23 protein-coding genes are annotated in these 23996 nt (G+C 53.9%); 9 read left to right on the top strand and 14 right to left on the bottom strand.

The annotated features are described in order from the left end of the window. Positions 1-10: 10 nt before the first annotated feature. The 8 genes from mnhG to MHH78_RS24645 all read right to left on the bottom strand — a co-directional run bounded on the left by mnhG (position 11) and on the right by MHH78_RS24645 (position 9683). Positions 11-370, bottom strand: a complete 360-nt coding sequence (gene mnhG / locus MHH78_RS24610) for a monovalent cation/H(+) antiporter subunit G (RefSeq protein WP_081751132.1) — start codon at positions 368-370, stop codon at positions 11-13. Next, on the bottom strand, positions 360-653 hold the full coding sequence (locus MHH78_RS24615; RefSeq protein WP_036725027.1) for a Na(+)/H(+) antiporter subunit F1: 294 nt from the start codon (positions 651-653) through the stop codon (positions 360-362). Before MHH78_RS24615 ends, mnhG begins: the two co-directional genes overlap by 11 nt. Further along, positions 653-1135, bottom strand: a complete 483-nt coding sequence (locus tag MHH78_RS24620; protein WP_341169138.1) for a Na+/H+ antiporter subunit E — start codon at positions 1133-1135, stop codon at positions 653-655. Before MHH78_RS24620 ends, MHH78_RS24615 begins: the two co-directional genes overlap by 1 nt. Before the next feature lie 5 nt (positions 1136-1140). After that, positions 1141-2616, bottom strand: a complete 1476-nt coding sequence (locus MHH78_RS24625) for a Na+/H+ antiporter subunit D (RefSeq protein ID WP_341169139.1) — start codon at positions 2614-2616, stop codon at positions 1141-1143. Continuing rightward, the gene (locus tag MHH78_RS24630; RefSeq protein ID WP_036725033.1) at positions 2613-2945 is read right to left on the bottom strand and encodes a Na(+)/H(+) antiporter subunit C; all 333 of its coding nucleotides are present in this window, start codon (positions 2943-2945) and stop codon (positions 2613-2615) included. Before MHH78_RS24630 ends, MHH78_RS24625 begins: the two co-directional genes overlap by 4 nt. Continuing rightward, positions 2933-5785: a Na+/H+ antiporter subunit A gene (locus MHH78_RS24635; protein WP_341170372.1), complete on the bottom strand. Its 2853-nt coding sequence runs from the start codon at positions 5783-5785 to the stop codon at positions 2933-2935. Before MHH78_RS24635 ends, MHH78_RS24630 begins: the two co-directional genes overlap by 13 nt. Before the next feature lie 44 nt (positions 5786-5829). Then, positions 5830-6468, bottom strand: coding sequence for a universal stress protein (locus MHH78_RS24640; RefSeq protein ID WP_341169140.1), 639 nt, complete (start codon positions 6466-6468; stop codon positions 5830-5832). A gap of 563 nt (positions 6469-7031) precedes the next feature. Continuing rightward, on the bottom strand, positions 7032-9683 hold the full coding sequence (locus MHH78_RS24645) for an adenosylcobalamin-dependent ribonucleoside-diphosphate reductase (protein WP_341169141.1): 2652 nt from the start codon (positions 9681-9683) through the stop codon (positions 7032-7034). Positions 9684-10105: 422 nt separating this feature from the next. Here MHH78_RS24645 and MHH78_RS24650 point away from each other — a divergent pair, with 422 nt between their 5' ends. From MHH78_RS24650 to MHH78_RS24660, 3 genes are all read left to right on the top strand, one after another. Beyond that, positions 10106-11851, top strand: coding sequence for a DEAD/DEAH box helicase (locus tag MHH78_RS24650; RefSeq protein ID WP_341169142.1), 1746 nt, complete (start codon positions 10106-10108; stop codon positions 11849-11851). Then, positions 11851-12918, top strand: coding sequence for a YqhG family protein (locus MHH78_RS24655; protein ID WP_036725052.1), 1068 nt, complete (start codon positions 11851-11853; stop codon positions 12916-12918). Before MHH78_RS24650 ends, MHH78_RS24655 begins: the two co-directional genes overlap by 1 nt. Before the next feature lie 151 nt (positions 12919-13069). Further along, entirely contained in the window at positions 13070-14146 is a 1077-nt protein-coding gene (locus tag MHH78_RS24660) for a hypothetical protein (RefSeq protein ID WP_341169143.1), read from the top strand. A 181-nt stretch (positions 14147-14327) separates the two neighbouring features. Here the strand turns inward: MHH78_RS24660 and MHH78_RS24665 are convergent, their stop codons facing one another. After that, positions 14328-14522 (bottom strand): YqzE family protein, encoded by a 195-nt coding sequence (locus MHH78_RS24665; RefSeq protein ID WP_076078497.1) that lies wholly within the window; start codon positions 14520-14522, stop codon positions 14328-14330. A 207-nt stretch (positions 14523-14729) separates the two neighbouring features. On the opposite strand from MHH78_RS24665, the gene MHH78_RS24670 reads away from it, so the two are divergent. After that, positions 14730-15533, top strand: coding sequence for an N-acetylmuramoyl-L-alanine amidase family protein (locus MHH78_RS24670; protein ID WP_340754663.1), 804 nt, complete (start codon positions 14730-14732; stop codon positions 15531-15533). Here MHH78_RS24670 and MHH78_RS24675 read toward each other — a convergent pair. Together MHH78_RS24675 and MHH78_RS24680 are read right to left on the bottom strand one after the other, a co-directional pair. Then, positions 15520-16431 (bottom strand): divergent polysaccharide deacetylase family protein, encoded by a 912-nt coding sequence (locus tag MHH78_RS24675; RefSeq protein WP_341169144.1) that lies wholly within the window; start codon positions 16429-16431, stop codon positions 15520-15522. The genes MHH78_RS24670 and MHH78_RS24675 overlap by 14 nt on opposite strands. A gap of 155 nt (positions 16432-16586) precedes the next feature. After that, complete coding sequence (locus tag MHH78_RS24680) at positions 16587-17039, bottom strand: MerR family transcriptional regulator (RefSeq protein ID WP_341169145.1); 453 nt, start codon at positions 17037-17039, stop codon at positions 16587-16589. A 159-nt stretch (positions 17040-17198) separates the two neighbouring features. Here MHH78_RS24680 and MHH78_RS24685 point away from each other — a divergent pair, with 159 nt between their 5' ends. Beyond that, a complete protein-coding gene (locus tag MHH78_RS24685; RefSeq protein WP_341169146.1) occupies positions 17199-18059 on the top strand; it encodes an SDR family NAD(P)-dependent oxidoreductase in 861 nt (286 codons plus the stop codon). Between the two features lie 107 nt (positions 18060-18166). Here the strand turns inward: MHH78_RS24685 and MHH78_RS24690 are convergent, their stop codons facing one another. After that, complete coding sequence (locus MHH78_RS24690; RefSeq protein ID WP_341169147.1) at positions 18167-19111, bottom strand: hypothetical protein; 945 nt, start codon at positions 19109-19111, stop codon at positions 18167-18169. A 234-nt stretch (positions 19112-19345) separates the two neighbouring features. Here MHH78_RS24690 and MHH78_RS24695 point away from each other — a divergent pair, with 234 nt between their 5' ends. From MHH78_RS24695 to MHH78_RS24710, 4 genes are all read left to right on the top strand, one after another. Then, complete coding sequence (locus MHH78_RS24695; RefSeq protein WP_341169148.1) at positions 19346-20224, top strand: YihY/virulence factor BrkB family protein; 879 nt, start codon at positions 19346-19348, stop codon at positions 20222-20224. After that, the gene (locus MHH78_RS24700) at positions 20221-20907 is read left to right on the top strand and encodes a DUF7002 family protein (protein WP_341169149.1); all 687 of its coding nucleotides are present in this window, start codon (positions 20221-20223) and stop codon (positions 20905-20907) included. Before MHH78_RS24695 ends, MHH78_RS24700 begins: the two co-directional genes overlap by 4 nt. A gap of 138 nt (positions 20908-21045) precedes the next feature. Continuing rightward, positions 21046-21378: a PadR family transcriptional regulator gene (locus MHH78_RS24705; RefSeq protein WP_036725065.1), complete on the top strand. Its 333-nt coding sequence runs from the start codon at positions 21046-21048 to the stop codon at positions 21376-21378. After that, positions 21375-22523 (top strand): DUF2812 domain-containing protein, encoded by a 1149-nt coding sequence (locus MHH78_RS24710; RefSeq protein WP_341169150.1) that lies wholly within the window; start codon positions 21375-21377, stop codon positions 22521-22523. The genes MHH78_RS24705 and MHH78_RS24710 overlap by 4 nt, the downstream gene beginning before the upstream one ends. A gap of 90 nt (positions 22524-22613) precedes the next feature. Here the strand turns inward: MHH78_RS24710 and MHH78_RS24715 are convergent, their stop codons facing one another. After that, the gene (locus MHH78_RS24715; protein WP_341169151.1) at positions 22614-23273 is read right to left on the bottom strand and encodes a GntR family transcriptional regulator; all 660 of its coding nucleotides are present in this window, start codon (positions 23271-23273) and stop codon (positions 22614-22616) included. 17 nt (positions 23274-23290) lie between these two features. Next, on the bottom strand, positions 23291-23974 hold the full coding sequence (locus MHH78_RS24720; RefSeq protein WP_341169152.1) for a hypothetical protein: 684 nt from the start codon (positions 23972-23974) through the stop codon (positions 23291-23293). Between the last annotated feature and the right edge of the window lie 22 nt (positions 23975-23996).

Genomic DNA, 23996 nt, shown 5'->3' on the forward strand with positions numbered 1-23996 from the left:
CTTCAAACTATTATTTTACCGACGTTTCCTTGCTTTCTTCCCCCAGCACCTTCAGGTCATCCTGAACGCTTCCCTTCCATAAGGGCACTCCGGAACGGTAGGCAGCCCGGCCATTTAAGTGACCTGCTACCGGTGAAGTGATGAATACAAATACAATCGCCAGCAGAAGCTTGACATTAACCGTTCCGTCTTTGAACCAAAAGTACAGGAAACCTCCTGTCAGCAAACACAATACCCCGAAGGTTGCACTTTTGGTAGCCGCATGTGAACGCAGATAGACATCGGGCAGCCGGACTAAGCCGAAGGCACTTAAGCCGCAGAAGACTGCACCCATTACCACAAGAATAGAGCTAATCAGTTCACCTGTCATTGGGGTTCCCTCCATCCTCTATAACGGCTCCCCGTTCAATATATCTGGCCAGTGCCGTAGTACCAATAAACGTCAGAATTCCGATAACCAGAATGACTTCTATAAAATCCTGGGTATCCAGCAGCATACTGAAGACGGTTATCATAGCGAGTACATGAATGCCGATCGTATCGAGTGCGGCAACCCTGTCGGAGCGGGTTGGCCCTTTCAGGAGACGGAACAGGCAGGCCAGCATCGCCAGAGCCAGAATGATCATGGCCACGGTTAGCATAACTGGGATCATTAACGGGTCACCTCCCTGATCGCTCGTTCGAAGGTGCCTCTAATCTGCGTGACCAGCAGCTGTGCATCTTTAATATCAATAGCATGAATGTACAGCGTCTTGCCATCCTTCGACACATCAAGAGTCAGGGTTCCCGGTGTCAGACAAATCAGGCACGAGAGCAGTGTGACCTCCCAGGGCGTGGCCAAGGCAGTCTCATAAGCAAAGATACCGGGACGTATAGCCAGTTTTGGACGGATGATATGGCCAATGACCACGAAATTCGAGACCGTAAGTTCACGGGCAAAGATCAACAGAAGCTTCATTACAGCCCATATACGTATGAGATAGAAGGTCCGGGGCTGGGACCTGGATTTCCTAAATAACAGTAAAAGTCCGATGCCAAGCAGATAACCTACTATAAAGCTTGAGCCAGAGCCATTGTTATTTATCACCATCCACAGAAAGGCAATCAACAGATTAAACAGGAATTGTAAGGCCATATTCACTACTCCTTCATTATGGCTTCGATATATAGGGCAGGTGAAGCCAGAACCTCGCCAGCCTGCGATACATAAGTATACACAGACTCCGCACCGATCCCCATAGCAATTACAAGCAGCAGCAGTCCGGCAGCCACAGCCGAAGCGGCCTTCATGCTCACCTTAGGCTGCTCTTCCTTGGGTTCATTTCCCCAGAATGCCAGCCTGAATACCTTGATCAGGGAGAACAGCACCATAAAGCTTGACCCCAGACCTATGAGAGACAGCGTCAGCATCCCCTCGGACAACGCTCCACGCAGGATCATAATTTTGCCGGCAAAACCGCTAAGCGGCGGAATCCCCACCAGGGCGAGCGCCAGAATAAAAAACATCCAGCCGAGGAGCGGATACTTTCGGATCATCCCGCCCATACTGCCTAGCCGGTCAGTTCCGGCTGCGGATATAATCATTCCGCCCAGAATAAACATAAGTCCCTTGGCCAGCATATCGTGCAGCAGATAGAAGACTGCCCCATTCATTGAATCGGCAGTCCCTGCAGCGAGTCCAAAGGCTACAAATCCAACGCTGATAATGACGTTATAATTCAGAATCCGCGGGATATCCCTATAAGCCACTGCCCCCAGGCTGCCCAGGATCATGGTAGCAGCAGCCATCCAGGCGATCCAGTCATGAGTGAATCCGGGATCGTTCACGAACAGCAATGTGAAGGTGCGGATGATTGCATAGAGTCCTACTTTGGTCAGCAGGGCACCGAACAACGCTCTGACAGCCGCCGGAGGTGCACTGTAGGACCCTGGAAGCCAGAAGAACAGGAACAGTCCTGCCTTCAGGGAGAATACAATCAAGAACAAAACAGCAATCACATTAAGCACGCCGCCTTGTCCCGCTTCAGCGATACGCTGGGACAGGTGCGCCATGTTGAGTGTTCCTACCGCTGCATAGAGATAAGCTACCGCTGCTACGAACAGTGTCGAGGATACGATATTGATAAGCAGGTATTTCGACGTTTCTCTTAGCTGAAGCTTGGTCCCTCCGAGTGAGATAAGCGCATAAGAAGATATCAGCATGACCTCAAAAAAGACAAACAGGTTGAAAATATCTCCGGTAAGAAACGAACCGTATACCCCGACCAGCAAAAACTGAAAGAATGTATAGTAATAGAACCGCTCCCGCTGCTCTCCGATACTGCTGAAGGAATAGCACAGAATCGCAAAACTGACTACCGAAGCCATCGTTACCAGCAATACAGCAAACATATCACCTACAAATACAATGCCATACGGAGGAGCCCAGCCCCCCATTTGCAAGGTCTGTATGCCCTCAGAATGGACACGTGTAACCAGCAGCACCGCAATCAGAATGTTAAGCAGTCCGCTGAGCGCACTAATCACGCGCTGAAGCCGGATCTTCTCTTTGAGAAAAATCAGGATGACCGCCGTAGCCAGCGGAATGAGAATCGGGAGCACCAATAGATTGCTCATTCGTTGTCCTCCTTAATGCTATCCATTTCATCAGTACCCCGCGTCTGATAAGACCGGTATGCGAGTACGAAAAAGAAGGCTGTGACCCCAAAGCTGATGACAATGGAGGTTAGAATCAGCGCCTGCGGCAGCGGATCAACATAGGTATCCGCCTTGCCTAGTACAGGGGCTGCCCCCCTTTTGAGCCCGGCCATCGTGAGCAGCAGCAGATGGACTCCATGTGTCAGCAAGGAGGTTCCCAGCACAATGCGCAGCAGGCTTTTGGAGAGAATCAGGTAAACACCGATCATGAAAAGAATTCCGACCGCTACCGCCATTACGAGTTCCATTTCTTCTCCCCTCCGATCGATAAAATGATGGTCATCGTCACGCCGACTACGGCCAGGAATACACCAAGGTCAAACAGGACAGCAGTCGCCAGCTCCGTATCCCCAAGTACAGGCAGATGGAAGTGGCCGAACGTGTGACTTAGGAAAGGAGCGTCAAACAGGAATGAACCTGACGCTGTCAGAATAGCCAGCATGAGCCCGGAAGCTGTAAGCAGCCGGTAATTCACAGGGAGCACCTTACGTACCTGATCCATTCCAAATGCGATTGCAATGAGCATAAGCGCAGCAGAAGCCATCAAAGCCCCGATAAAACCTCCCCCGGGATGATTATGCCCAGCAAAGAACAGATACAGGGAGAATATCAGAATGACAAGGACAATCCCCTTGGAGATCGTCTGTAGAATCACATCATTGCTGCGCAGCGGCAATAGTTCTGTTTTGGCGGGCTCCAGCGGCGGCAATTCCGTCTCCATTCTCAGATGAATCAGACCATAAATAGCCAGTGAGGCGATGCCAAGCACCATGATTTCAAACAAAGTATCAAACCCGCGGAAATCTACCAGGATGACGTTGACCACATTCTTGCCGCCAGCCCGGTTGTAGCTTTCCTTCAAGAAAAACTCGGAGATCGGTTCAAAAGGACTGGTACCCATAGCCGCCAGAGCAATCAACGTCATCGTGATACCAGCACCAGCCGCAATAATCAGATTGGGCAGCTTAAAGCGCAGAGGCTCCTTCTGCTTCTTCAGCTTCGGTAAATACCGGAAACAAAGAAGGAACAGAATGACCGATACGGTCTCTATAATCATCTGTGTGAGTGCAAGATCCGGTGCCCGGAAAAGAACGAAGAGTAGCGTCACCATATACCCCACACCACCGGTGAAAAGAATCGCGTTGACACGTGACTTGGCAAATGGAACTGCAAAGGCAGCCAGCAGCATAGCTGCTACAACAGCCAATTCATAAAAAGACAATGAGGCATACTGATCCATACCAAAGCTAATGCCCTGCTGCCGTAGCAGAACTGTGAGTAAGGAAATGATGAAAAAGCTGAAAATATAGAGCAGGTAATGGCGACCCGAACCAGTCATATAAGCATCGGTTAAGCGTCTTGAACCATTCTCGAGCAGTCTTAACGAGAAGTCATACATACGGCTCAGTGCATTGGTTCCGCCGGCTTCACGGTCTAGAACACGTAACCGGGTATAGATTCTAAACAACAGCGTACCTGCTGCTATAACACAGAGGGTCATGAAGATTTCTGGTGTCCATCCATGCCAGAAATGAATAGAAACCTCAAAGGCTTCTTCCGGTGCGAGCAGCCCCGGATGAATGGAAGACATGGCCGGTTCAATCAGCGTAGCAGAGACCAGGTCAGGGAAGAAAGCAAACACTACAGCCAGTGAAATTAGAATCACCGGTGACAGCAAGAGACCCAGTGGAGCTTCATGAGGCACTTTATCCAGTTTGTCTTCCCTCAGCTTGCCGCGGAAGGTCTTGAAGACAAAGATCATGCTGTATACAAAGGTAAATACACTGGCAATCCAGGCAATCACCGGAAAGAGCTGGGTCCAGTATCCTGAGCTCAGGATGTCAAACTCCCGGATATTGAGTACAGAAGTGAAGAACATTTCTTTACTAAGGAATCCGCTGAATGGCGGCAATCCGGCCATAGAGAATGTCCCGATCAATGCGATAGAGAAGGTGACCGGCATGAGAGACATAAGCCCTCCAAGCTTGCGCAGATCACGGGTACCCGTCTCATGGTCAATGATGCCCACAACCATAAACAGACTGCCTTTAAATACAGCATGGTTAATGAGATGAAAGAGCGCAGCTGTAGTAGCCATCGTATAGAAAACCGCATCCCCCGTACCGGTAAAGAAGGCTGCCGCCGACCCGAGTCCAAGCAAAGACATGATCAAGCCGAGTTGACTGATCGTGGAGTATGCAAGTAAGGCCTTGAGATCGGTTTGCCGGATGGCTTTGAACGACCCATAGATCAGAGTTACCAGTCCTGTGACAGAAACCAGCCAGAACCACTCGGATTGTCCGGCATACAGCGGGGTGAGCCGCGCTACCAGATAGATCCCCGCCTTAACCATGGTCGCCGAGTGAAGATACGCACTGACCGGAGTCGGCGCTTCCATGGCATCAGGCAGCCAGATATGGAACGGAAATTGGGCGGATTTCGTAAAGGCTCCCAGGAGAATAAGCAGCATGGACGGGATAAACATTCCACTTTCTGTTAAGGTCCCTGCCTGTGCAATAATCTCGCGGATACTATAGGTGCCGGTCATTACATATAGCAGATTGAATCCGGCAAGCATCGCCAGACCGCCGAACACCGTGATCAGCATGGACTTCATTGCTCCATAGGAGGATCTTTCCCGGCGGTGCCAGAAGGCAATGAGCAGGAACGAAGATATGCTCGTCAGTTCCCAGAACCCATACAGCACCATCAGATTATCTGACAGCACCACTCCTAACATGGCTCCCATGAACATGAGCAGGTATATATAAAACTGGCGGATCCCCTCCATGAGCTTATCGAGATAATAAATCGAATAAAGCACAACCAGGGCACCCATTCCGGTAATCAGCAGGACAAAGAGCAAGCTGAGCCCATCCAGTACCAGCGAGATATTCACCCCAAAGGATGGCATCCAGGTGATACTGTTCACAATAGGCTCTCCCGCCCGGATGGCTGGAATTCTCGTCAGGAAATAAATAAAGAGAGCTACGGGAAGGGGCAGAGCGATCCAGCCCAAGTGAAACCGTTTATTTTGCTTCAGCAGCAGCATTAGCGCAGCCAGCAAAAACGGAAGCAGGATAATCATATGCAGCAAGGCTTAAGCCCCCCTTCTAGTTTTGTATAATCCTCTTAACGGGGCTTCACCCATTCGTTCTGTACAATTCTCAAATATTGCGCTTCACCGTTGCTGACGATTTTGAACAGGCCGGTATTGAAATCTGTATCGAGCTCACGAAAGAAAACCCCCTTCATGGCTTCATCCCTATCCGGTTCATCCATAAGGATATGGCGGTCGCCCTCTTTGACCAGATAAGCAGAGAACCCTTGCTCATGGGACTGCTCGAGCAGCTCCGGATACCGCTGGACCGCAACGATATGAAGATCAATCGGACCCATCCGCTCCAACAGCTCATTAATGAAGCTTCCCCGTGTAATCTCCTGCCACAGCGTTTGGCTTGACTGTCCGAGTACAATTTGTGTAATTTTGTTATCTTTTGCAGTCTCCACAATCACATCAACCGTTTTTTTGCCGTTACATTTGCGGATCACAAATTGTCCGCCAGCCTCCTTGGTCTGATGCTCCCAGCCAGACAAGTACTGCTGCTTCTCCCTGTTGTATTCATTCTCCCCGGATGCATCTACAGTGAGTACCATCAACGGGGCATTGAGCAACCTGGCCAATTGTCCTCCCCGCTGTATCAACCGCTGCCCGTGCGGCCCATAATGCACACACACCATGATGCTCTCATTGTTCATTTCCATTTCCATTTCAAACCCTCCACAGCAGTAAATTTATTCCAGGTAAAAAACACAAAAAGAGCCCGCTGTTGGCAGGCTCCTCCGGTTAACTCCGTATACAATTATTGCAATTATATAGTCATCGAAGGCGAAAGTAAAGGCAATTTGCGGTGAATACTCATGGAAGCCTCAGGGGAGCCTGTGTAAAAAGGAGGATTTCCCCATTAGCTACTGCTTCATTTTTATTTCTTCCCTTTGATTATCCCCGGTATAAATTCGCAATATGCACCCTCCTAGCACGAATGGGTGTAGCACATAAGGAAATAACTATGAAAAGGGGATCTTTTCGGTACAAGAATTTGATCGAGGGGGACTTATGATTATAAATATTTACTTTTATATTTTGATTGCATTCATATTACCTTAAGCGCATTTGTTTAAACGATGTTCCGAGCTGATAACGAAAACTCATAAAAATAAAAACAGTCCCGATGAAAATAAAAGTCTCATCGGGACTGAACATTAATTACTCAGAACTTAAATAAGTTGTATAAATATACATTTTAAATTAATCATGGAATTCAAGTCCGCTCTCACCCGCATCGGCTATACCCACAATTCCCACAAGTCTTACAGCCCTCAATATTAATCAGCGAGGCGCTGCCGCAGGAAGGGCAAAGATCCCGCGAAGCAGTAGCGTGGCTATGTGCGTCATGACCGCCGTGGCTATCGTTGGTAGCCGCCGCAGGAACCGTGGATTTCAGCTCGGCGTTCAGCGCCTCGTTGAAATCAAGCTCCAGCGTGGCTGCGATTGGCGCAGGAATATGATCGTCATGGGCGTTGTTCAGCACATGGGTCTCCAGGGCTTTGGCTACGGCGTCGGCGATGGACTCGACGCGGTTAGCGCCGAAGCCGATGGCGCCGGAGCCGCCGATGCCCTTGAGGTGCTTGATCAACAGGCCGACCTTCTCGCCGTGATCGCCGTAGCGCAGGAACAGCGAGCAGACGCGGCCCAGGGCTTCCGCCATGGCGAAGACGTCAGAGCCAGCCTTGCCGACATTCAGGAAAATTTCGGCCGGGATACCGTCAAGATCGTTAATTGTGATATAAGCCATGCCGAACGGCGTGTTGATCTTATAGGTCGCTCCGCGCAGAACCTGCGGGCGTTTCTTGTATTGCTTGTCTACTCCGCTGGACGCTGCCTGCGGAGCGGGCGCTGCTGCTACAGTTGCCGGAGCTGACGGAGCGGCTTCCGTTTCCTTAATCACCTCAGGCTTGGCAGCCGTTGCCGGTTCGTCCTTCTTGTCTTCCTTCTTCTTGGTCTCCAGCACCTGTACATCACGGCTGCCGTCACGATAGATGGTCACGCCTTTGCAGCCCAGATCGAAGGCCATTTCATACAGCTCGGCGGTCTCTTCCACGGTGAAGTCAGACGGGCAGTTCGCGGTCTTGGAGATGGAGCTGTCCACCCAGCGCTGAATGGCTGCCTGTGCACGGATATGATCCTTGGCGGACAGGTCCATCGAAGTGACGAAGTATTCCGGCAGCTCTTCTCCCGGATGGGCCTCCAGCCATTCCTGGGCGATAGGCACGAACTGCTCATCGTAGCCAAGACGGCTCTGACGGAAATATTTGAAGGCGAAATACGGTTCGATCCCGGTGGAGGTGCCGACCATGGTTCCCGTGCTGCCGGTAGGCGCCTGGGTGATCACAGTTACGTTACGCATACCATGCTTGCGGATCGACTCGCCCACTTCAGGATAGACCTCGGTGATATTGCGCATGAAGCCGCTCTGCAGGTATTTATCGGTGTCGAACGCCTGGAATGATCCCTTCTCGCCCGCAATCTCTGCGGAAGCCAGATAAGCCTCGCGGGCCATGAAGCCATAGAGCTTGTCCAGGAACTCCAGCGATTCCGGGCTGCCATAGCGGATATTCAGCTTGATCATCAGCTCAGCCAGACCCATGGTGCCGAGACCTACGCGGCGTTCGAGCTTCTGGTTGGCTTCATTTTCAGGGAAATGATACGGTGTCTTGTCGATAACATTATCCAGAAAACGCACGGAATAACGGGTCGTTGTCGCCAGATCTGCCCAGTCCACATCGTGGTTCTCCGCATCGTAGAACTTGGAAAGATTGACGGCGGACAGGTTGCACACGCCCCAGCCGGGCAGGCCTTGTTCACCGCACGGATTAGTACATATAATCCGATTGAAATAGTGGCTATTTGACATCTGATTATAATACTCCATGAAAACAACGCCCGGCTCTGCGGACTTCCAAGCCGATTCGATAATCGTATGCCAGATATCCCGTGCTCTGACCGTACGGTAAGGAATGACGCGGCGGTTATCTGCCTTCCATTTATCCAGATCGCCGTCCCAGAGGGTGTCGTAATCCGGGTCGGTGGTATCCGGGAAGACCAGCTCCCAGTCCAGGTCCTCTTTGACGGCCTTCATGAAGCTATTACTTACGCATACCGACAGGTTGGCGTTCGTGACCTGGCCCATCGTCTGCTTCACGGTAATGAAGTCCAGCACATCCGGGTGCCAGTCGTTGATCATCAGCATCAGCGCGCCGCGGCGGCTGCCGCCTTGTTCAATCAGTCCGGTGGTATAGCTGAACAGGCCGCCCCAGGATACGGAGCCGCTGGATGAACCATTCACCCCTCTGACAATAGCACGGCGCGGGCGCAGCGAGGACAGATTGATGCCTACCCCGCCGCCGCGGGCCATAATCTCGGTCATCTCGGAGAGTGTCTCCATGATGCCGCCCCGGCTGTCTTTGGGAGATGGAATCACATAGCAGTTGAACAGTGTAAGCTCCTCGCTCGCTCCGGCACCCGCCGCAATCCGGCCGCCCGGCACCAGCTTCCAGTCATCCAGAATCGAGCGGAATTTGCCTGTCCACTCCTCCTGAAGCTCAGGAGTCTTCTCTACAGAGGCCATCGCTCCCGCGAGACGGTCCCACATCTCCTCCGGCGTCTTCTCGATGTTCAGCGTCAGCTTCTCCACATCCGACTGCACCAGCTCGCCGCTGCGGGTTTTTACCGTTACCATCCGGCCTGTACGCTCTACAATCTCGCCAACCTCCTTGGTTGGGAACTTCGGATCATCCTTCGTCAGGACAAGTACTACATCGCCGACCTTGGCATTATTGCTGTCCGCGTCCTTCCAGGCATAACGGTCCAGGAATATTTTCTCGCTCAGACCCTCTAGACGCTTGTTGTGTTCCACTGTACTCAATAGCAAAACCTCCCAGGATATAATAGGTCATGCTTCCGGCGGCCGGGCAGCCGCAGCCTGCTTGTCCGGCGGAAGCTCCTCTTGTCAATAACAAACAGCCGAAAAAATCCGCATACCAGCTAAATTTCATGCTTTTGTAACAATATATGGTGTGCGTTAACTTTTAAACTATACCACATGTTGTGGATAGAGGTCTTTTTTGAAAAAGCAGCCCCAGGCAGGAATAACGGAAAAACAGGAAAAGAAAGGCTCATTTCCTCCCTCTTTCTCGTTTTTTTGCAGACACTGGAACTGAAAGCTTTCAAGGCGGATTACAGCGTTCCTCTGTGAATTCCATACCCCTCTGGTTATGAAATCTCTCTCAAACGAGCATACTACTGCTACGCATTTCGATATGAAACTGCGACGGAGGAGGCTGCAACATGACGCAATTATTCCGCAATTCCCCGCCCCAAGAGAAGGTAACTTCTGCGCCGCTGCTGCCTGTTCCTTTATCTTTTGAGCGTAACTGGCTGCATGATCTGGAATCGAGACTGGATAAAGGTGGACCGTGGGGCGACTGGCGGTTATCCCGCCTTGCCGTGCAGGGAGAGCAGTCGGGCCTCGTTACCAGCTTCGATGAGCTGCAGTGTATGAAGCATCTGTCCGGGCTGTCTCCGCTTCCCCATCAGCTGGATACGGCACACAAGGTGCTGTTCGAGATGTCGGGACGGGCGATTCTGGCCGATGAAGTCGGACTTGGCAAGACCATCGAAGCCGGGCTGGTGCTGAAGGAGTATCTGGTGCGCGGGCTGGTGGGCAAGGTTCTGATTCTGGTGCCGGCCTCGCTTGTCCTGCAATGGGTGCGGGAGCTGAATACGAAGTTCGGAATCTCTGCCGTAGCGCAAAAGAAAGCCTATTCCTGGGGCAATGACATTGTCGTCGCCTCGATGGATACGGCCAAGCGTGACCCGCATAAGGAAATGCTGCTGAGCCAGGAGTACGACATGCTGATTATCGACGAAGCCCATAAGCTGAAGAATAAGAAATCGACGAATTATCTGTTCGTCCAGCAGCTCCGCAAAAAGTACTGTCTGCTGCTCACCGCCACCCCCGTGCAGAATGATCTCGGCGAGCTGTTCAATCTGATCACGCTGCTGAAGCCGGGCCAGCTGGGGAATCAGGGCGATTTTGCTACCAATTTCGTGGTGGATAAGCGCCAGCCCAAGAACGAAGTCCAGCTTCGGGGCGAGCTGTCCAAGGTCATGATCCGCAACCGCAGGGGCGAAGGCCCGGTGAATTTCACCAAGCGCAAGGTGCGCAATATCCCCCTCACCCTCTCCGCTGAGGAGAAGGCGCTGTATGACGGCGTGACCGCTTTTGTCAAAGAACAGTATCAGGAAGCGGGCGGTAATCTCAGCAGTATGCTCTCCCTGGTCACCCTTCAGCGTGAGGTGTGCAGCAGCCGGGATGCGGTGTTCGTTACACTGGTGAATCTGATTAAGAAGCTGCCGGCCGATTCGCCGAAGCGTGAGCGGATGATGGGGCTGCTCCAGACGATCCGTACGGTCAAGACGAATACCAAGGCGGAGAAGACGATGGAGTTAATTCAGCAAATGAACGAGAAGGTGATCGTCTTCACCGAATACCGGGCCACGCAGGAGTATCTGCTTCAGTATTTCCGTGAGCATGGACTGCAATGTGTGACGTACTCCGGCGGGATGAACCGCGGCAAAAAGGACTGGATGATGGACCTCTTCCGCGGACGCGCCCAGGTGATGATTGCCACCGAAGCCGGCGGCGAAGGGATTAACCTGCAGTTCTGCCACCATATGATCAATTTCGATCTGCCCTGGAATCCAATGCGGGTCGAGCAGCGGATCGGCCGGGTCCACCGGCTCGGTCAGGAGAATGATGTGGTCATCTATAACCTCTCCACCGAAGGGACGATTGAAGAGCATATCCTCCACCTGCTGCATGAGAAAATCAACATGTTCGAGATGGTCATCGGCGGGCTGGATGTCATTCTGGAGCGCTTTGAGCAGAGGGGCTCGCTTGAGAAAAGCCTGTACAAAATCGTTCTTGAAGCGGGCAGCGACGAGGAGCTGCGCAGCGGGCTGGATACTATCGGCGATTCGCTCAGTGAATTGACCCACGCCAAGCTGGATGATAGCGGGGTGCCTAAGTGATGCTGACGCCTACAGAAGTGCGCAAGCAGGTCATGGATTATCTGGAAGCGACTGAATGCACCATATTGGAATCCTCACCGCTGCATGTGACGGTGAAGCTCTCCCCGCGCGCGGACCGGATGCTGACGGACCGCCCTTATTATTGGGGCTTCGTGGAGCGCACCGGCGTAGATCCCGAGACCCTCTCCTTCAGCTTCGTCTTCGACCCGCAGAAGTACGATGAACTGGCCGCGCAGGCCGCTGCGCCTGCGGCCCGCCCGCGTGGCGGGGCCAGCCGCCCGGCAGGGGCGGGGGCGCCGCCGGGGCTGGCCGGGGCGGCGGATGCCGAAGCTGCTGCGGAGCCGCTCGGCGCAGCGCAGGCGCCGGGAGCTGCGCTGCCGCCCGGGGTATCTGCTGCGCCGGAGGACAGCATCCTCGCGCGGTACTTCGGCATCGTTCCGGCGCTGCCGCGCCTCGGACCGGGCATGATCCGCCGCGAGGATGTGACCTACGGCAGCAAGCGCCTGCGGCAGATCTGGTCGGCGGCACGGGACGAAGGCCGGTGCCTCCAGCTGTTCGAGGACCCTGGCCTCAGGCAGCGGACCACGCTGTTCTCGGCCGCCTACGAGCCATGGCTGGCGGTCTGCTACAAGGTCGAGATGACCTGTGACCTGAAGCGGGAGGAGCTACATTTCATCGCGGTGTCGTTAACCTCCGGGCTGATCGTCCCGGACTTCGAGGCCCGGCTGGCCGGCAAGGAGCTGACGCCCCGGCTGCCGGAGAACATTCATGTCCAGCCGTTCGAGCTGGGGATTACGGACGGGGCCGACCGGCTGGAGGGATATCTGACCTCGAAGCTGGCGCTGCTGGATTACACCTGGGCGGAAGAAGCGCGCGAACGATTGGAGCTGGAGCTTAGCATCGTGGACATCTACTACGCGGAGCTGCTGAAGGAACCGGAAGAAGAGAAGCGCCTCGCCATCCTGGAGCAGTACAACCGCCGCCGCCAGGAGACCTCGTGGCAATATGAGCCGCAGATTGCAGTTTCTGCCGTAACATACGGATTGTTTCATCTGCGCAGCACATAGAATGCGACCTGGTCCGCTAAAAGCAGGCAAAAAAACAGCGAAACTCCCGCCGCCGGCCGCGACAGCAAGCAACAGCCTTTTCAAGGCTTGTCCCCTACAATGAACAGTAAGAAGCGTACATTCCCTCTAAACAGGAAAGGTGACTGAACCTATGAATATCACTGCGAGGCAGAAGAGCTTCCGGCGGCATGGCCGCCTGCTCCTCTGTCTGATTCTTGGACTGACTCTGTTGGCTGCCAGCGCCTCCTCTCCCCAGGCGCTAGCGTCACAATCCAGCCGACTGAGCGTGACGCAGGCCGTCACGCAGGAGGTGCTTCCGGGACTTGAGATGAAGCCGATTCCAGCGCCGGAAACGCTGCAGGCCTTCACCCGCCAGACGATTAGCCAGCTCTCGGCGGATGCTCCGTTTAAGGAATGGAAGGATGCCGGCACGGAGGTCTACCCTCTTGGTCCGGGAACGCGCAGCTGGCTGGTCAATGTGATGCACAGCGGTCAACGGATCGGCTATCTCATTATCTCCGCTGCGGATCAGGGCGGCTATCTGCTTAGCGAATACGGAGCCGGAACCGATGGTCTCCCTTACAGTATGACTGAACTGCGCCAGTATCTGGTGCAGCAAGGACTGATACCCTCTAATTCTTCAGGTGCCATCGGGGTTACGGCGCTCTATGCTCCAATGCTGCCTGTCTGGAAAATCACTACGGAGAACAGAACGTTGTATCTGAATGCTACCGTTCTGGAGACGCTGCCCTGGAGTCAGAGCCAGGCTGAGCATATTCTTAATGCTGCACCGGAAGCCTCAGCCATGCTGTCCTCCGGCCCGGGCCAGGCGCGCACTCCCCAGCCCGCCTTGCGGAGCGGCGGAGAGGATGACCCGTATGCCGATCTGCTGTGGCTGACCGCACCCGGGCTGAAGACGTTGAACGGAGCAAGCCTGAGCGCTCTGCTTCAGGAGCGGGGCAGTCTCGCCTTCCAGTCCCCGGGGCACAACGATACCCTGGGCGCGCCATTCATGATTACAGGCAGTCAGAGCTGGCTGAAGCCAGGCGCTTCCCGGGACCAAGGCAGCACTGAAGCCGCCGTAGTCTATGCCGCCGCCGGTCCCGGTGGCATCCGCTATCTCCCGCTTAGCGCCCTTCAGAAGGCAGGCATCTTCCACAAGCTGCCGGTGCAGCTGCCCGGGGGAGCCACGCTGGGCTCGGCTGTTCTGCCCGGCTCAAGCCGGTAGACTGGCACTGGCCAGAATTCCTGCTCCATACTGAAACAGCCTTCCCGGGTGCCGCCTGCACGACGCCACTTGGGAAGGCTGTTTGCTTATACACCTAAATTCTACTCAGCGTCCGCTTTCTCCGAATTCAGGTGCATTTATACACCTGATTTCCTCTCAACGCCCGCTCACTGCTGAAGCGCTACTCCTTACGCTCCCCTCCCCGGCTCCATTTGCTGCGCCACACGGACCAGGCGAGCGGCAGCGTGCCGAACCATTTTTCCGCCCACGGCTGCTTCTCTGCCTTCCGCCGGGCATGGACAGCGCGAGGGTTCTCAATGTAGACGACTACCTTTTCCGTAATATACTTCACCAGATCATCTCCGCCGGATGCCATCTCATACACCTCCCAGGTGAGTACCGGGGCGGGCTCCCGCCCCTTGACCTTATGCCTATAGTGTGCTCCAATCCTCCGATCTCTAAACCGGAATCCGAAGCTTCGTATAGGTTAGGCCGTTAAGGCACAATCTAACAAGACTACACCTGTATAAACCGTCATTAAGTACAAGTAGCTGTTGATTATTCCGGCAGGGAGGTTATTCACTTGAGACAGTCAGAAGCATTAGAGCCCCATACGGCTACACATTCCCATCATTCAAAAGAGCAGCCTGAGCTGAGATCCGGGCGGCGGCTTAAGCGGATCATAGCCGCAGCAAGCGTTCTGCTCATGTTAACGGCAGGAGACACCGCAGTGATTCACGCGGCTGCCCCCCGCACTAATCCGCAGGCAGAGCAGCCCGGACAGCGCCAGCATATGCTCGGCCATGACCAGCGGATCATTCTGATTGATGCCGGCCATGGGGGGATTGACGGCGGAACCTCCTACGGCAGCATTCTGGAGAAGGACATCACCCTCGCCATCTCACGCCGCCTCTTTCTCCTGCTGCGTGCAGATGGCTTCGATACGATTCTGAACCGGACTGGCGATTATGCGCCCAGCGATGAGAATCTGTGGCTGAGGAACAGATCCCGGCATTTACGCGATCTGGCCCAGCGCAAGGAGCTGGCAGAGACGCTTCCGGCCAATGTCGTAGTCAGCATCCACATTAACTGGGCAAAATCCCCGTCCAAGCATGGTCCGCTCGTTCTGTACCGCCAGGAAGGGCGCAGCTTTCTGCTGGCCCGGACCATTCAGGATCAGCTCAACCAGCTCTACGGGATGAAGAATGATCCTGTCCGGGGCAAGCCCTTTTACCTGCTCAACAAAATAACCGCCACAACGGTGATCGTTGAGGCGGGATTTGTCAGCAGTCCGGCTGACCGGGAGAAGCTCTGTACACCGAAGGGCCAGGAAGAGATCGCCGAAGCCATTGCGAACGGGATCGCTGCCTACCTTATGGAAGTGTAAGCCGGGAATTCCACTTCCATTCCTCACGGACCAGATCGGAGATGCCGACGAATTGCACCTTGTCCTTCAATCCGGCAATGCCGCTGCGGATGCCCGCGGCGGTCTCTTTGCCCTGGATGCCGACATGACCGATGGTGACGCAGAACTTCTGACTCAAGGCCCGCTCCTGCACAAGCTTCATCTGCTTCGCCACATGGCTTGCCGAATGTACATCATCAAGGAAAATATGATTCTCCACCGGCGGCATTCCCAGCTCCCGGGCCATCCGTCCCGCGACTGAACGGTAATTGGTATGGCTGTCTACGAAGAAAAGACCGCGCTCCTTGCAGACCTCCAGCACAATACCCATGACCCGTTCATCTCCGGTCACCTTGGAGCCCATGTGATTGTTGATTCCAATCGCATAAGGGACATTATCCAGCGCTGCCTCCACCCGCTGGCGGACCTCGACGTCATTCATGCTGGTCAGCACAGCCCCCGGTCCCAGCCATTCCGGCTTGCCCTGGCGCGGCTCCATCGGCAGATGGACCAGCACATCGAAGCCCAGCTCATGGGCGCGCCGGGCATCCTGCTCGCTGGAGCGCAGGAACGGCATGACTGCGACGGTGATTTTGACGGGCAGCTTGAACATTTCCTCTGTCCCGCGCATGCTGTTGCCGAAATCATCGATAATGACCGCCACACGGCTGAGCGATGGTTGCTGCTGATTCCCAGCTGTCCGGTTGCCCGATACGCTGCTCCCTCTGCTATCCGCAGGTGCGGGTGCTGAAAGTGCCGTGTCTGCCTGTGCAGCAGACACGGCAAGCGGGGCTGACGGGATTAGCGCCGCTGACATAATCACAGCTGCGGCCAAGGGATATAGAAGGACACGCTTTGCTCTGTGGTTGCTTGTATTCATACTGGAACACCTCCTTCGTGATTGAACAATTGTACTCATTGTTTGGCTCACGAAGGGTAAATATGTACGGAGCGCTTACGCAATTATTAACAATGGGATGCGGATACGGCACGGGCGGCCTGTCAGCATTTAATCCCTCCGCTTCGCATTAACCCTCACTCTTTAGCTTTGGCTTTACGTCCTCTTGGCATCTGCTTGCGGTCTCCGGTCAGCTCGCAGGTCTGCGGGCCCAGATTTCCCTGCTCTATTTTGACATCAATGAAATCAACAATCTGCTGCAGCGATGCGATCTGCTCGATAATCTTCTGCCGGTGATTCAGAATCATCACGTGGAGCTCAGGATACTGAGACAGGTCTGCATCCAGAGACAAATCCAGATAGGGCCGCATGTCGTCCAGCGACATTCCTGTTTTTTTGAGGCATGTCACCAGCAACATCCGGTTCAGGTCCAAATCGCTATAGATGCGGTGGCTGTTCCCTTTTCGCTTCGCCCGGGGCAGCAGCCCGATCTTCTCGTAATACCTTATCGTATCCTCAGACATACCCGTCCGCTCCGCCGTTTCCTTAATCGAATATCCCTGCTGGAGATCTGCTTCCGCCAGACTCATAGAATCACTCCGTTTCACTGGTCTAATGGTGCCTTCGTTCTATTATATTACTTGGAGCTGACTCCAAGTCAATGACACATTTTATCGCTTGACTTGGACTTGGCTCCAAGTTATACAATGAGCACCATTCACCACTTTCCATGTAAAGGAGTAACCAATATGAGACGATCACATCCCCCGCGCACCGCGCTGATTACCGGAGCCAATCACGGCATCGGGCTGGCCCTGACCCATAGACTTCTGAACGAAGGCTGGGAGGTTATTTCGCTGATCCGCTCTGCTTTTGCTGAAGATGATCCGCTTATCGGGCAGGCGCTCAGCAGCAGACAGCTGCGAATTTATAAGGCGGATTTAAGCGATTTTGGCCAATTGCGGAGTGCATTGCAGGACATTAACCGCCACGAAGCGTATATTGACGTCCTGTTCAACAATGCCGGGGGCAGCTTTCCCGAATTATTCTTGTCCAAGCAAGGACGCGAGCTGCATTATGAGCTGCAGACGGTGGTCCCGTATATCATTACGATGGAGCTGAAGCTGCTCCTGCTGAAAGGTACACTTCACACAGTCGTGAATACGTCCTCCAACGCTTTTATGATGAAGCGCAGCTTCGACCCGGCTTCGCTGGAGCGCCCGGCGAAATTTCAGATGCTGACTGGCCCGTATGCCGACACCAAGCGGGCCATGTCCTTGTGGACGGAGGCGGTGGCCTCTGAGCTTGCAGCAGAAGGCATCCTTATCCGCAGCGCGGATCCCGGAGGCAATAACACCCTTCGCAGCGGCAAAAAATCAGGCATCCCCTTCTGGCTGCGGCCGATTACGCGCATGTTTTTCCCGGCGCCAGCCCACGGCGCAGGCTTGCTGTATCAGGCGGCCCTCTGCGAACACAGCGACAGGTCCGGGGTGTTCCTGCACAAGAACCGGGTCACCCCGCTCAAATTCTCTGAGCACGGCAGCACCATTCTGAAGAACGTGCACTCCATATATGAGCGGGAATTCGTTCAGACGGACAGCGCACAGTAACGGCCTCTGCCTGCAGCCATTGCGGGTATCCGGCACGAAATCAAGCCACAGCCCCTCCATCCGGAGAGCTGTGGCTTACATGCGCTGCATTATTTTGTAACTGTAAACTATTGTTCCTGTGGCAGCTCCGCCATCCGCCCGAAAGCCCGCAGCAACCGCAGGTTCTCAATGACAATATGCGCCTTCCACCAGTTCTCACTGACGGCAAATTCCCGTTCATACCCCGCCCAGCCCCAGGTCAGGTCCCAGATTCCTTCGGAGTTCCGGGTCTCCAGCAGATAATCCAGCTCCTGATGCAGCAGCCCGCCAAGCTCTGCATATTCAGGGCTATGCGGCGAATGGATGAACACAGACGGCCTGCAGCTATACCCGTTCCATCCACCCGCATCCCGGCTGATTAACTGCACACTCTGCACCTTGAGCGCTTCTCTTAGTGCAGCGTAAGGGAACTCCTCCTGCAATTCTGCCCAAGCGATACATTCCAGCAGGGTGGCCACGCATTTCAACGGATGCATCTCAATCACAGGGTCATGCAGGAAAAGCTCCGTCAGCTCACGGGCAATCCCCAGTCCGGTGGCATACAGCCCGCTATCCTTGGGAGTAGCCTTCAGAATGAATCCGGCCAGAATAGCTGTCGGGTTATACATACTGTGGGAAGTACTGTCCGAGCTTGTATGCCACCAGGGGGCATGAGGATAATCGTTATTGGAAGCTACGACATTCTTCCATGTGCGGCCATCCATATCCACACCGCTGTCCAGGTATTTCAGAATTCCCTGCACCAGCGGATGCCCGTTATCTGCAAATTCCAGCTCCAGCAGCCTCTCTACCGCCGTAGCGGTCTGGATGGGCGTGGAATTCGGATTCCACGCGTCCGCTTCCAGGGCATGGCCGAAGCCCCCATCCTCATTCTGATAGGCGGACAGCGCTTCCAGTACCGGCGCAGACCCGCCGCCCTCAAAGTGAAATCTCCATCGCGCCAGGTCCAGCGGACGGGCATTGCGGTACATCCAGCGCCTGATTCCCTCATACTCCTCCAGCAGCAGCTTCATATACACTCTCCTTATATTCTTATATTGTTATCTTTCCTACTATTCTAAGAGTTTTCCAGTATAATACAAGGGAAATTCCTGCTTGAATTTTCCCTGCCTCAGATCCAACTAATCCCGGTATGTTACAATAAAAAATACCCCGGCGGACTAAAGGATATTATAACGGGTATACATATATATGGAACGATTTGGCTACCACGTCAGTCTATCCGGGAATTCATGAAGGAGGGTCTTATGAACAGCACTTCCGGCAGTACAAGAGGCACTTTCAAGTTCATCAAGCAGCTATGGGTGAAAATCAACGACGATGATGTCCAGGGCATCGCTGCGCAGCTGACCTATTATTTAATCCTGTCTTTGTTTCCTTTTCTGATCTTCATTATGACCTTGATCGGGTATGCCAATATCTCCCTGGAGAAAAATATAGGGCAGCTGGAGCAGATCATGCCCGCCGAAGCCATCTCTATCATAGAAGAGATTCTGCAGGATGTATCCGCCGGACGCAGCCAGACGCTGTTATCCTTCGGGATGCTGGCTACCCTGTGGGCCGCCTCCAAAGGGATCAATGCCATCATCAAGGGGCTCAACCGTGCCTACGAGATTGACGAGAGCAGAGTGTTCTGGAAAATCCGGGGGATCGCCCTGCTCGCTACCTTGACGATCGGGTTCGTCGTACTGCTCAGCATTCTGCTATTGGTCCTTGGCAGCTGGCTCAAGACGCAAGTCTTCCTGCTGGTTGATCTTCCCTATGGATTCCAAAAGCTCTGGGATCTGCTCCAATACGCGATTCCGCTGCTCGTGATGTTCATCGTTTTCACCCTGCTGTACTGGATCGCTCCCAGCCGGAGATTGGCGCTGCGAGAGGTGATGCCTGGGGCGTTGTTCACCACCATCGGCTGGATTACGACCTCGATTCTATTCTCGGTATACGTCAATCAATTCAGTGATTTTTCCAAAACCTACGGCAGTCTCGGGGGTGTAACCGTGCTGCTAATCTGGCTATATATCAGCTCTTTTATCATCCTGGCCGGAGGAGAGATCAATGCGGTCCTGCTGAACCGCAAGGTGAAAAGTATGCCCTTCAGCTCCTTCAAAGGACAAAAGCTCCCATGAACCCCTCACTGATTGACGCCATTACCAAAAGCCCGCTCCGCACCTCCTTCTATCATTTCACCCGGGCAGTGAATCTGCCCGCCATGGCTGCCTTTGACACCATCTATTCCTCTGCCGTGCTGAGTCCCGCCCATGCAGCCGGAGAGCGGCGGGCTGTCGCGCACCGGGTAAGCTACGCCGGGCAAGCCGCGATTCTGAATGCCCATCTGCGCATTACCCCCGAAGCCATGGACCCAGGCACAACGGCGGAGGAATTCCGCCGCTGCCTGGACCGCCATGTGTTCCTGTGGCCGACCTGGCGCGATTGCCTCGCAATGGCTGCAATGTATTCGCGCAGAGAGCCGGGCGAGGTCTTCGCTGTGCTGAAGCTTGATGCCCGCAGAGTTCTGGCTGATCACTACGCCCGCATCAGACTGTCCAAATACGATTCCGGCAGCTCCCCAAGGTTCCCGCACCGCATGTCATACCGCAAGAGCTGCGCCATGCTGCTCCCTCTCACCGAATTCATGTCCTCCACCGGACAAGCTATCCCCGTCAAGCCGTCCGAGATTAAGGAGGTGCTGGCCCAGGACAAGCTGGCCCCGCTCAGCCAATATCTGCAGACGGTCTACTGTTCACAGCCCCTGCTTGTGCCTGAGATTTGGCAGCCCAAGTGTCAGCCTCTGCTTCTTTCGCCAATGTAGATCTGCTACCTCATCTCGCTCACCTAAGGTTGAATTATATGTCGCATCGTGATATAGTCACACTATGACATAGTCACAGCATGACATATTTTCTTAGCCATGACTTGGCACAACGAATTGACGAAGCAGGTGAACGCGATGTCCGCAGCACAAAAGGTTCTAAAAAAGTACGTCCCCATGACCGAAACGGCCTTCTATATTCTGTTATCCTTAACCAAGCCGCGCCACGGATACGGAATCATCAAGCATGTGGATGATCTGTCGGAAGGACGGCTGCGGCTGGGCTCCGGTACGGTGTATGGAACCTTGACCAAGATGAATAAGGATGGGCTAATTACCGTATTTGCCGATGAAGAGAGAAAGACGGTGTACGAGGTGTCTGAGCTGGGGAAGGAAGTCATGCGCGCAGAAATCGGCAGATTAAAGGAACTTCACCGCAACGCCGTCACCAGTGAGGAGGAATTTCAATGAGAACTGTATTTCGGCCCTTTTGGAGCTACGATCTGCCGGGGACAGAAGCCTGGTTGGCCGATATGGCCGGCAAGGGATGGCTAATCGAGGAGTGGAACTTGCTGCTGAGGCGCTTTACCTTCAGGAAGGGTGAGCCTATCCGCTTGACGTATCAGATTGCTTACGGGCCGTCCTCCCGCTCCCCGATCGCTTCCTCCCTCGCCGCTGAGGGATGGGGCAAGCGGCTCCAGCAAGGAAAGTGGTGCCTCTTCGAGAACACTCAGCCGTCGGGACAGATTAAGGTCTATCCTTCCCGCAAGGATATCCTGCGGCAGAACCGCATCATCTCCTATGTTTTCACGGGAATTCTAGTGTATTTGCTGCTCATAGCACTTATTCCACTGCTTGTACTAGGGCTCACCTTCAATCAGGACACTCCAGTCCGCATTCAGCCAAGTCCGATGTGGGCTGTTACCTGGACCGCAGCAGCGGGAGCCCTGGCCCTGCTGGTACTTGCCATTTATTCGCTTATCAAGCTCCGGGCAGCCAACAGGGAACTTCTTCAAGGGCACACGAACATGAAGAAGCCTCCCGCAACGCCTAAGCCCGCCGGCACTACGATGGCGCGGATGAAGTTAGGCTGGATGTATGCCCCTGACCGGCTGGAGCAATGGCTGGAGGAGCAGGAGCTGGATGGCTGGAAACTCTATAAAGTAGGCTTCGGAGGAACATTGTTCCATTTCAGCAAGGGCCGTCCGCGCCGTATGAAATATCACGCTGACTATCAGGTCGTTGCGGGTGAAGGGTATTTCGAGCTGCATCAGGAGGCAGGCTGGACCAGACTCTACAGTTCTCCCTTCTCTCTGCAGAAATGGACCCTGTGGAGCCGGGAGAACCCGGAGCATGCCGAATACCCGGAGCTCTACAGCGATCCGTTACACCGCCTGAAGCACGCACGTAAAATCGCCATCAGCTATACCCTGCTGTTCCTGCCCATGATCCTGCTCTACAGCCTGAATGTGTCGGCCTTCATAGATAGCATCCTGCGGGATGAATTTACCACTTCCCAGGCGTGGAACACTTCAATTATGTTCCTTTCCATTCTGCTCTTCGGCTCGTTCGCGGGCAGAACCTGGCTATATTACCGGCGGCTCAAGCAGCAATAGGATTTCTTATATTTTAACAAAAAGGCGTATCCCGGAAGTCCTCTCCATAGAGCGGAACTTTCGGATACGCCTCTTTAATCTTGTGTACATTTAGAAGAATTGCGGGTATTGCTTCGACATGCTCTGGACCCGGTCCAGCAGCGTATTGGAATGCTCCATCACGACCTTGCGCATCCCTTCCACATCCCGCTTGCGGGTAGCCGCCACCATCTTCACATGCTTATCGATATCGGATGCCTGGACCCCCTCCATCTTCCCGTAGAGCAGACGGATACGGTTATAATGGGACGCTACCTCTTCGATGGTGAACCAGGACAATTCTTCTCCGGCCGTCTGGAAGATCAGCTGATGGAACCGGTTATCCTTAATATAGAACTCTCTGAAATATTTCTTGTCCATATATTTCTTCTGCTTATTAATCAGTTCTTGCATCGTATCTGCTACCAGCTCGCTGCACTTGCGGATGAATTCATCGATCACCGCAGATTCAAGCGAGGTCCGGATGAACCACTCCTCACGGACCCGTTGCAGATCGATCTTCGAGACTACCGTTTTGCGCTGAGGATATATTTCTACCAGTCCTGACTGTTGAAGGCGGACGACAGCTTCCCGCACCGGCGTCCGGCTGACGCCATAGCGTTCGGACAGCTTCTGCACACTGACATCCATTCCTGGCTCGAGCGTCATATTCATGATGTCTTCTTTTATTCTATTATAAGTTACATCATTCAGTGAATTACTGTTATTCATAATCTTCAACGGCTTCCCTACACCTTCCCTGAACTCACTCCTAGTACATCACGGGTTATTGTCTCCGCACTGGCCGGGTCGTAGGCATAATACAACAGAACATCCAGAATAAACGGCGAGTACCGCAGTCTGTTCAGCTCCTGTGTAAAAGCCATGGCTCCAACTTCACTTAAGGTGCGTATTGTAGAATAATTCTTCAGGCCCAGCAGCTTCCATAGCAGAATGCGCTCGGTCCGGGTGTATATTTCCTGTGCAAACCGGTCTTCTACAAAATGATAAATTTCGTGGCCAAGGATAGTATTCATTATACCAGCTTGCGGAAAAAGTTCAACTAGACCAGGACCCGCCTCCCGCACCTGCTCCGCCGCTCTGCGCAAGGGTTCTTCCATGATTTCGATCCGGTCCGGAGGGGTATAGGAGGCGAACAGCACACGCTTGCCGGTCATGAGCGCATCCTTGAATTCCAGCTTCAGGTTCATCCGCCCGGCAAGTACCCGGATATCACGGGTTCCATATTCCAGTATCATCCGCTGTGCATATTCTATGCCGCAGGCTCTGGCCTGCTTCAGCATCTCCCGCTTCGTCTCCGGCGGAATACGCCGGTTCAGGATGTCTCTCCTGAAGGCATACATTCCCCAAGCCTCATCGTCAACCTCGAGTAATGGATACAGCAGCTCTCCCAGCTTCGTCTGTACTTGCATACGTCCTCCTGTCTATACGCTC

It is taken from the genome of Paenibacillus sp. FSL H3-0333 (genome assembly GCF_038002805.1).
GTDB classification, from domain to species: domain Bacteria; phylum Bacillota; class Bacilli; order Paenibacillales; family Paenibacillaceae; genus Paenibacillus_AQ; species Paenibacillus_AQ silagei.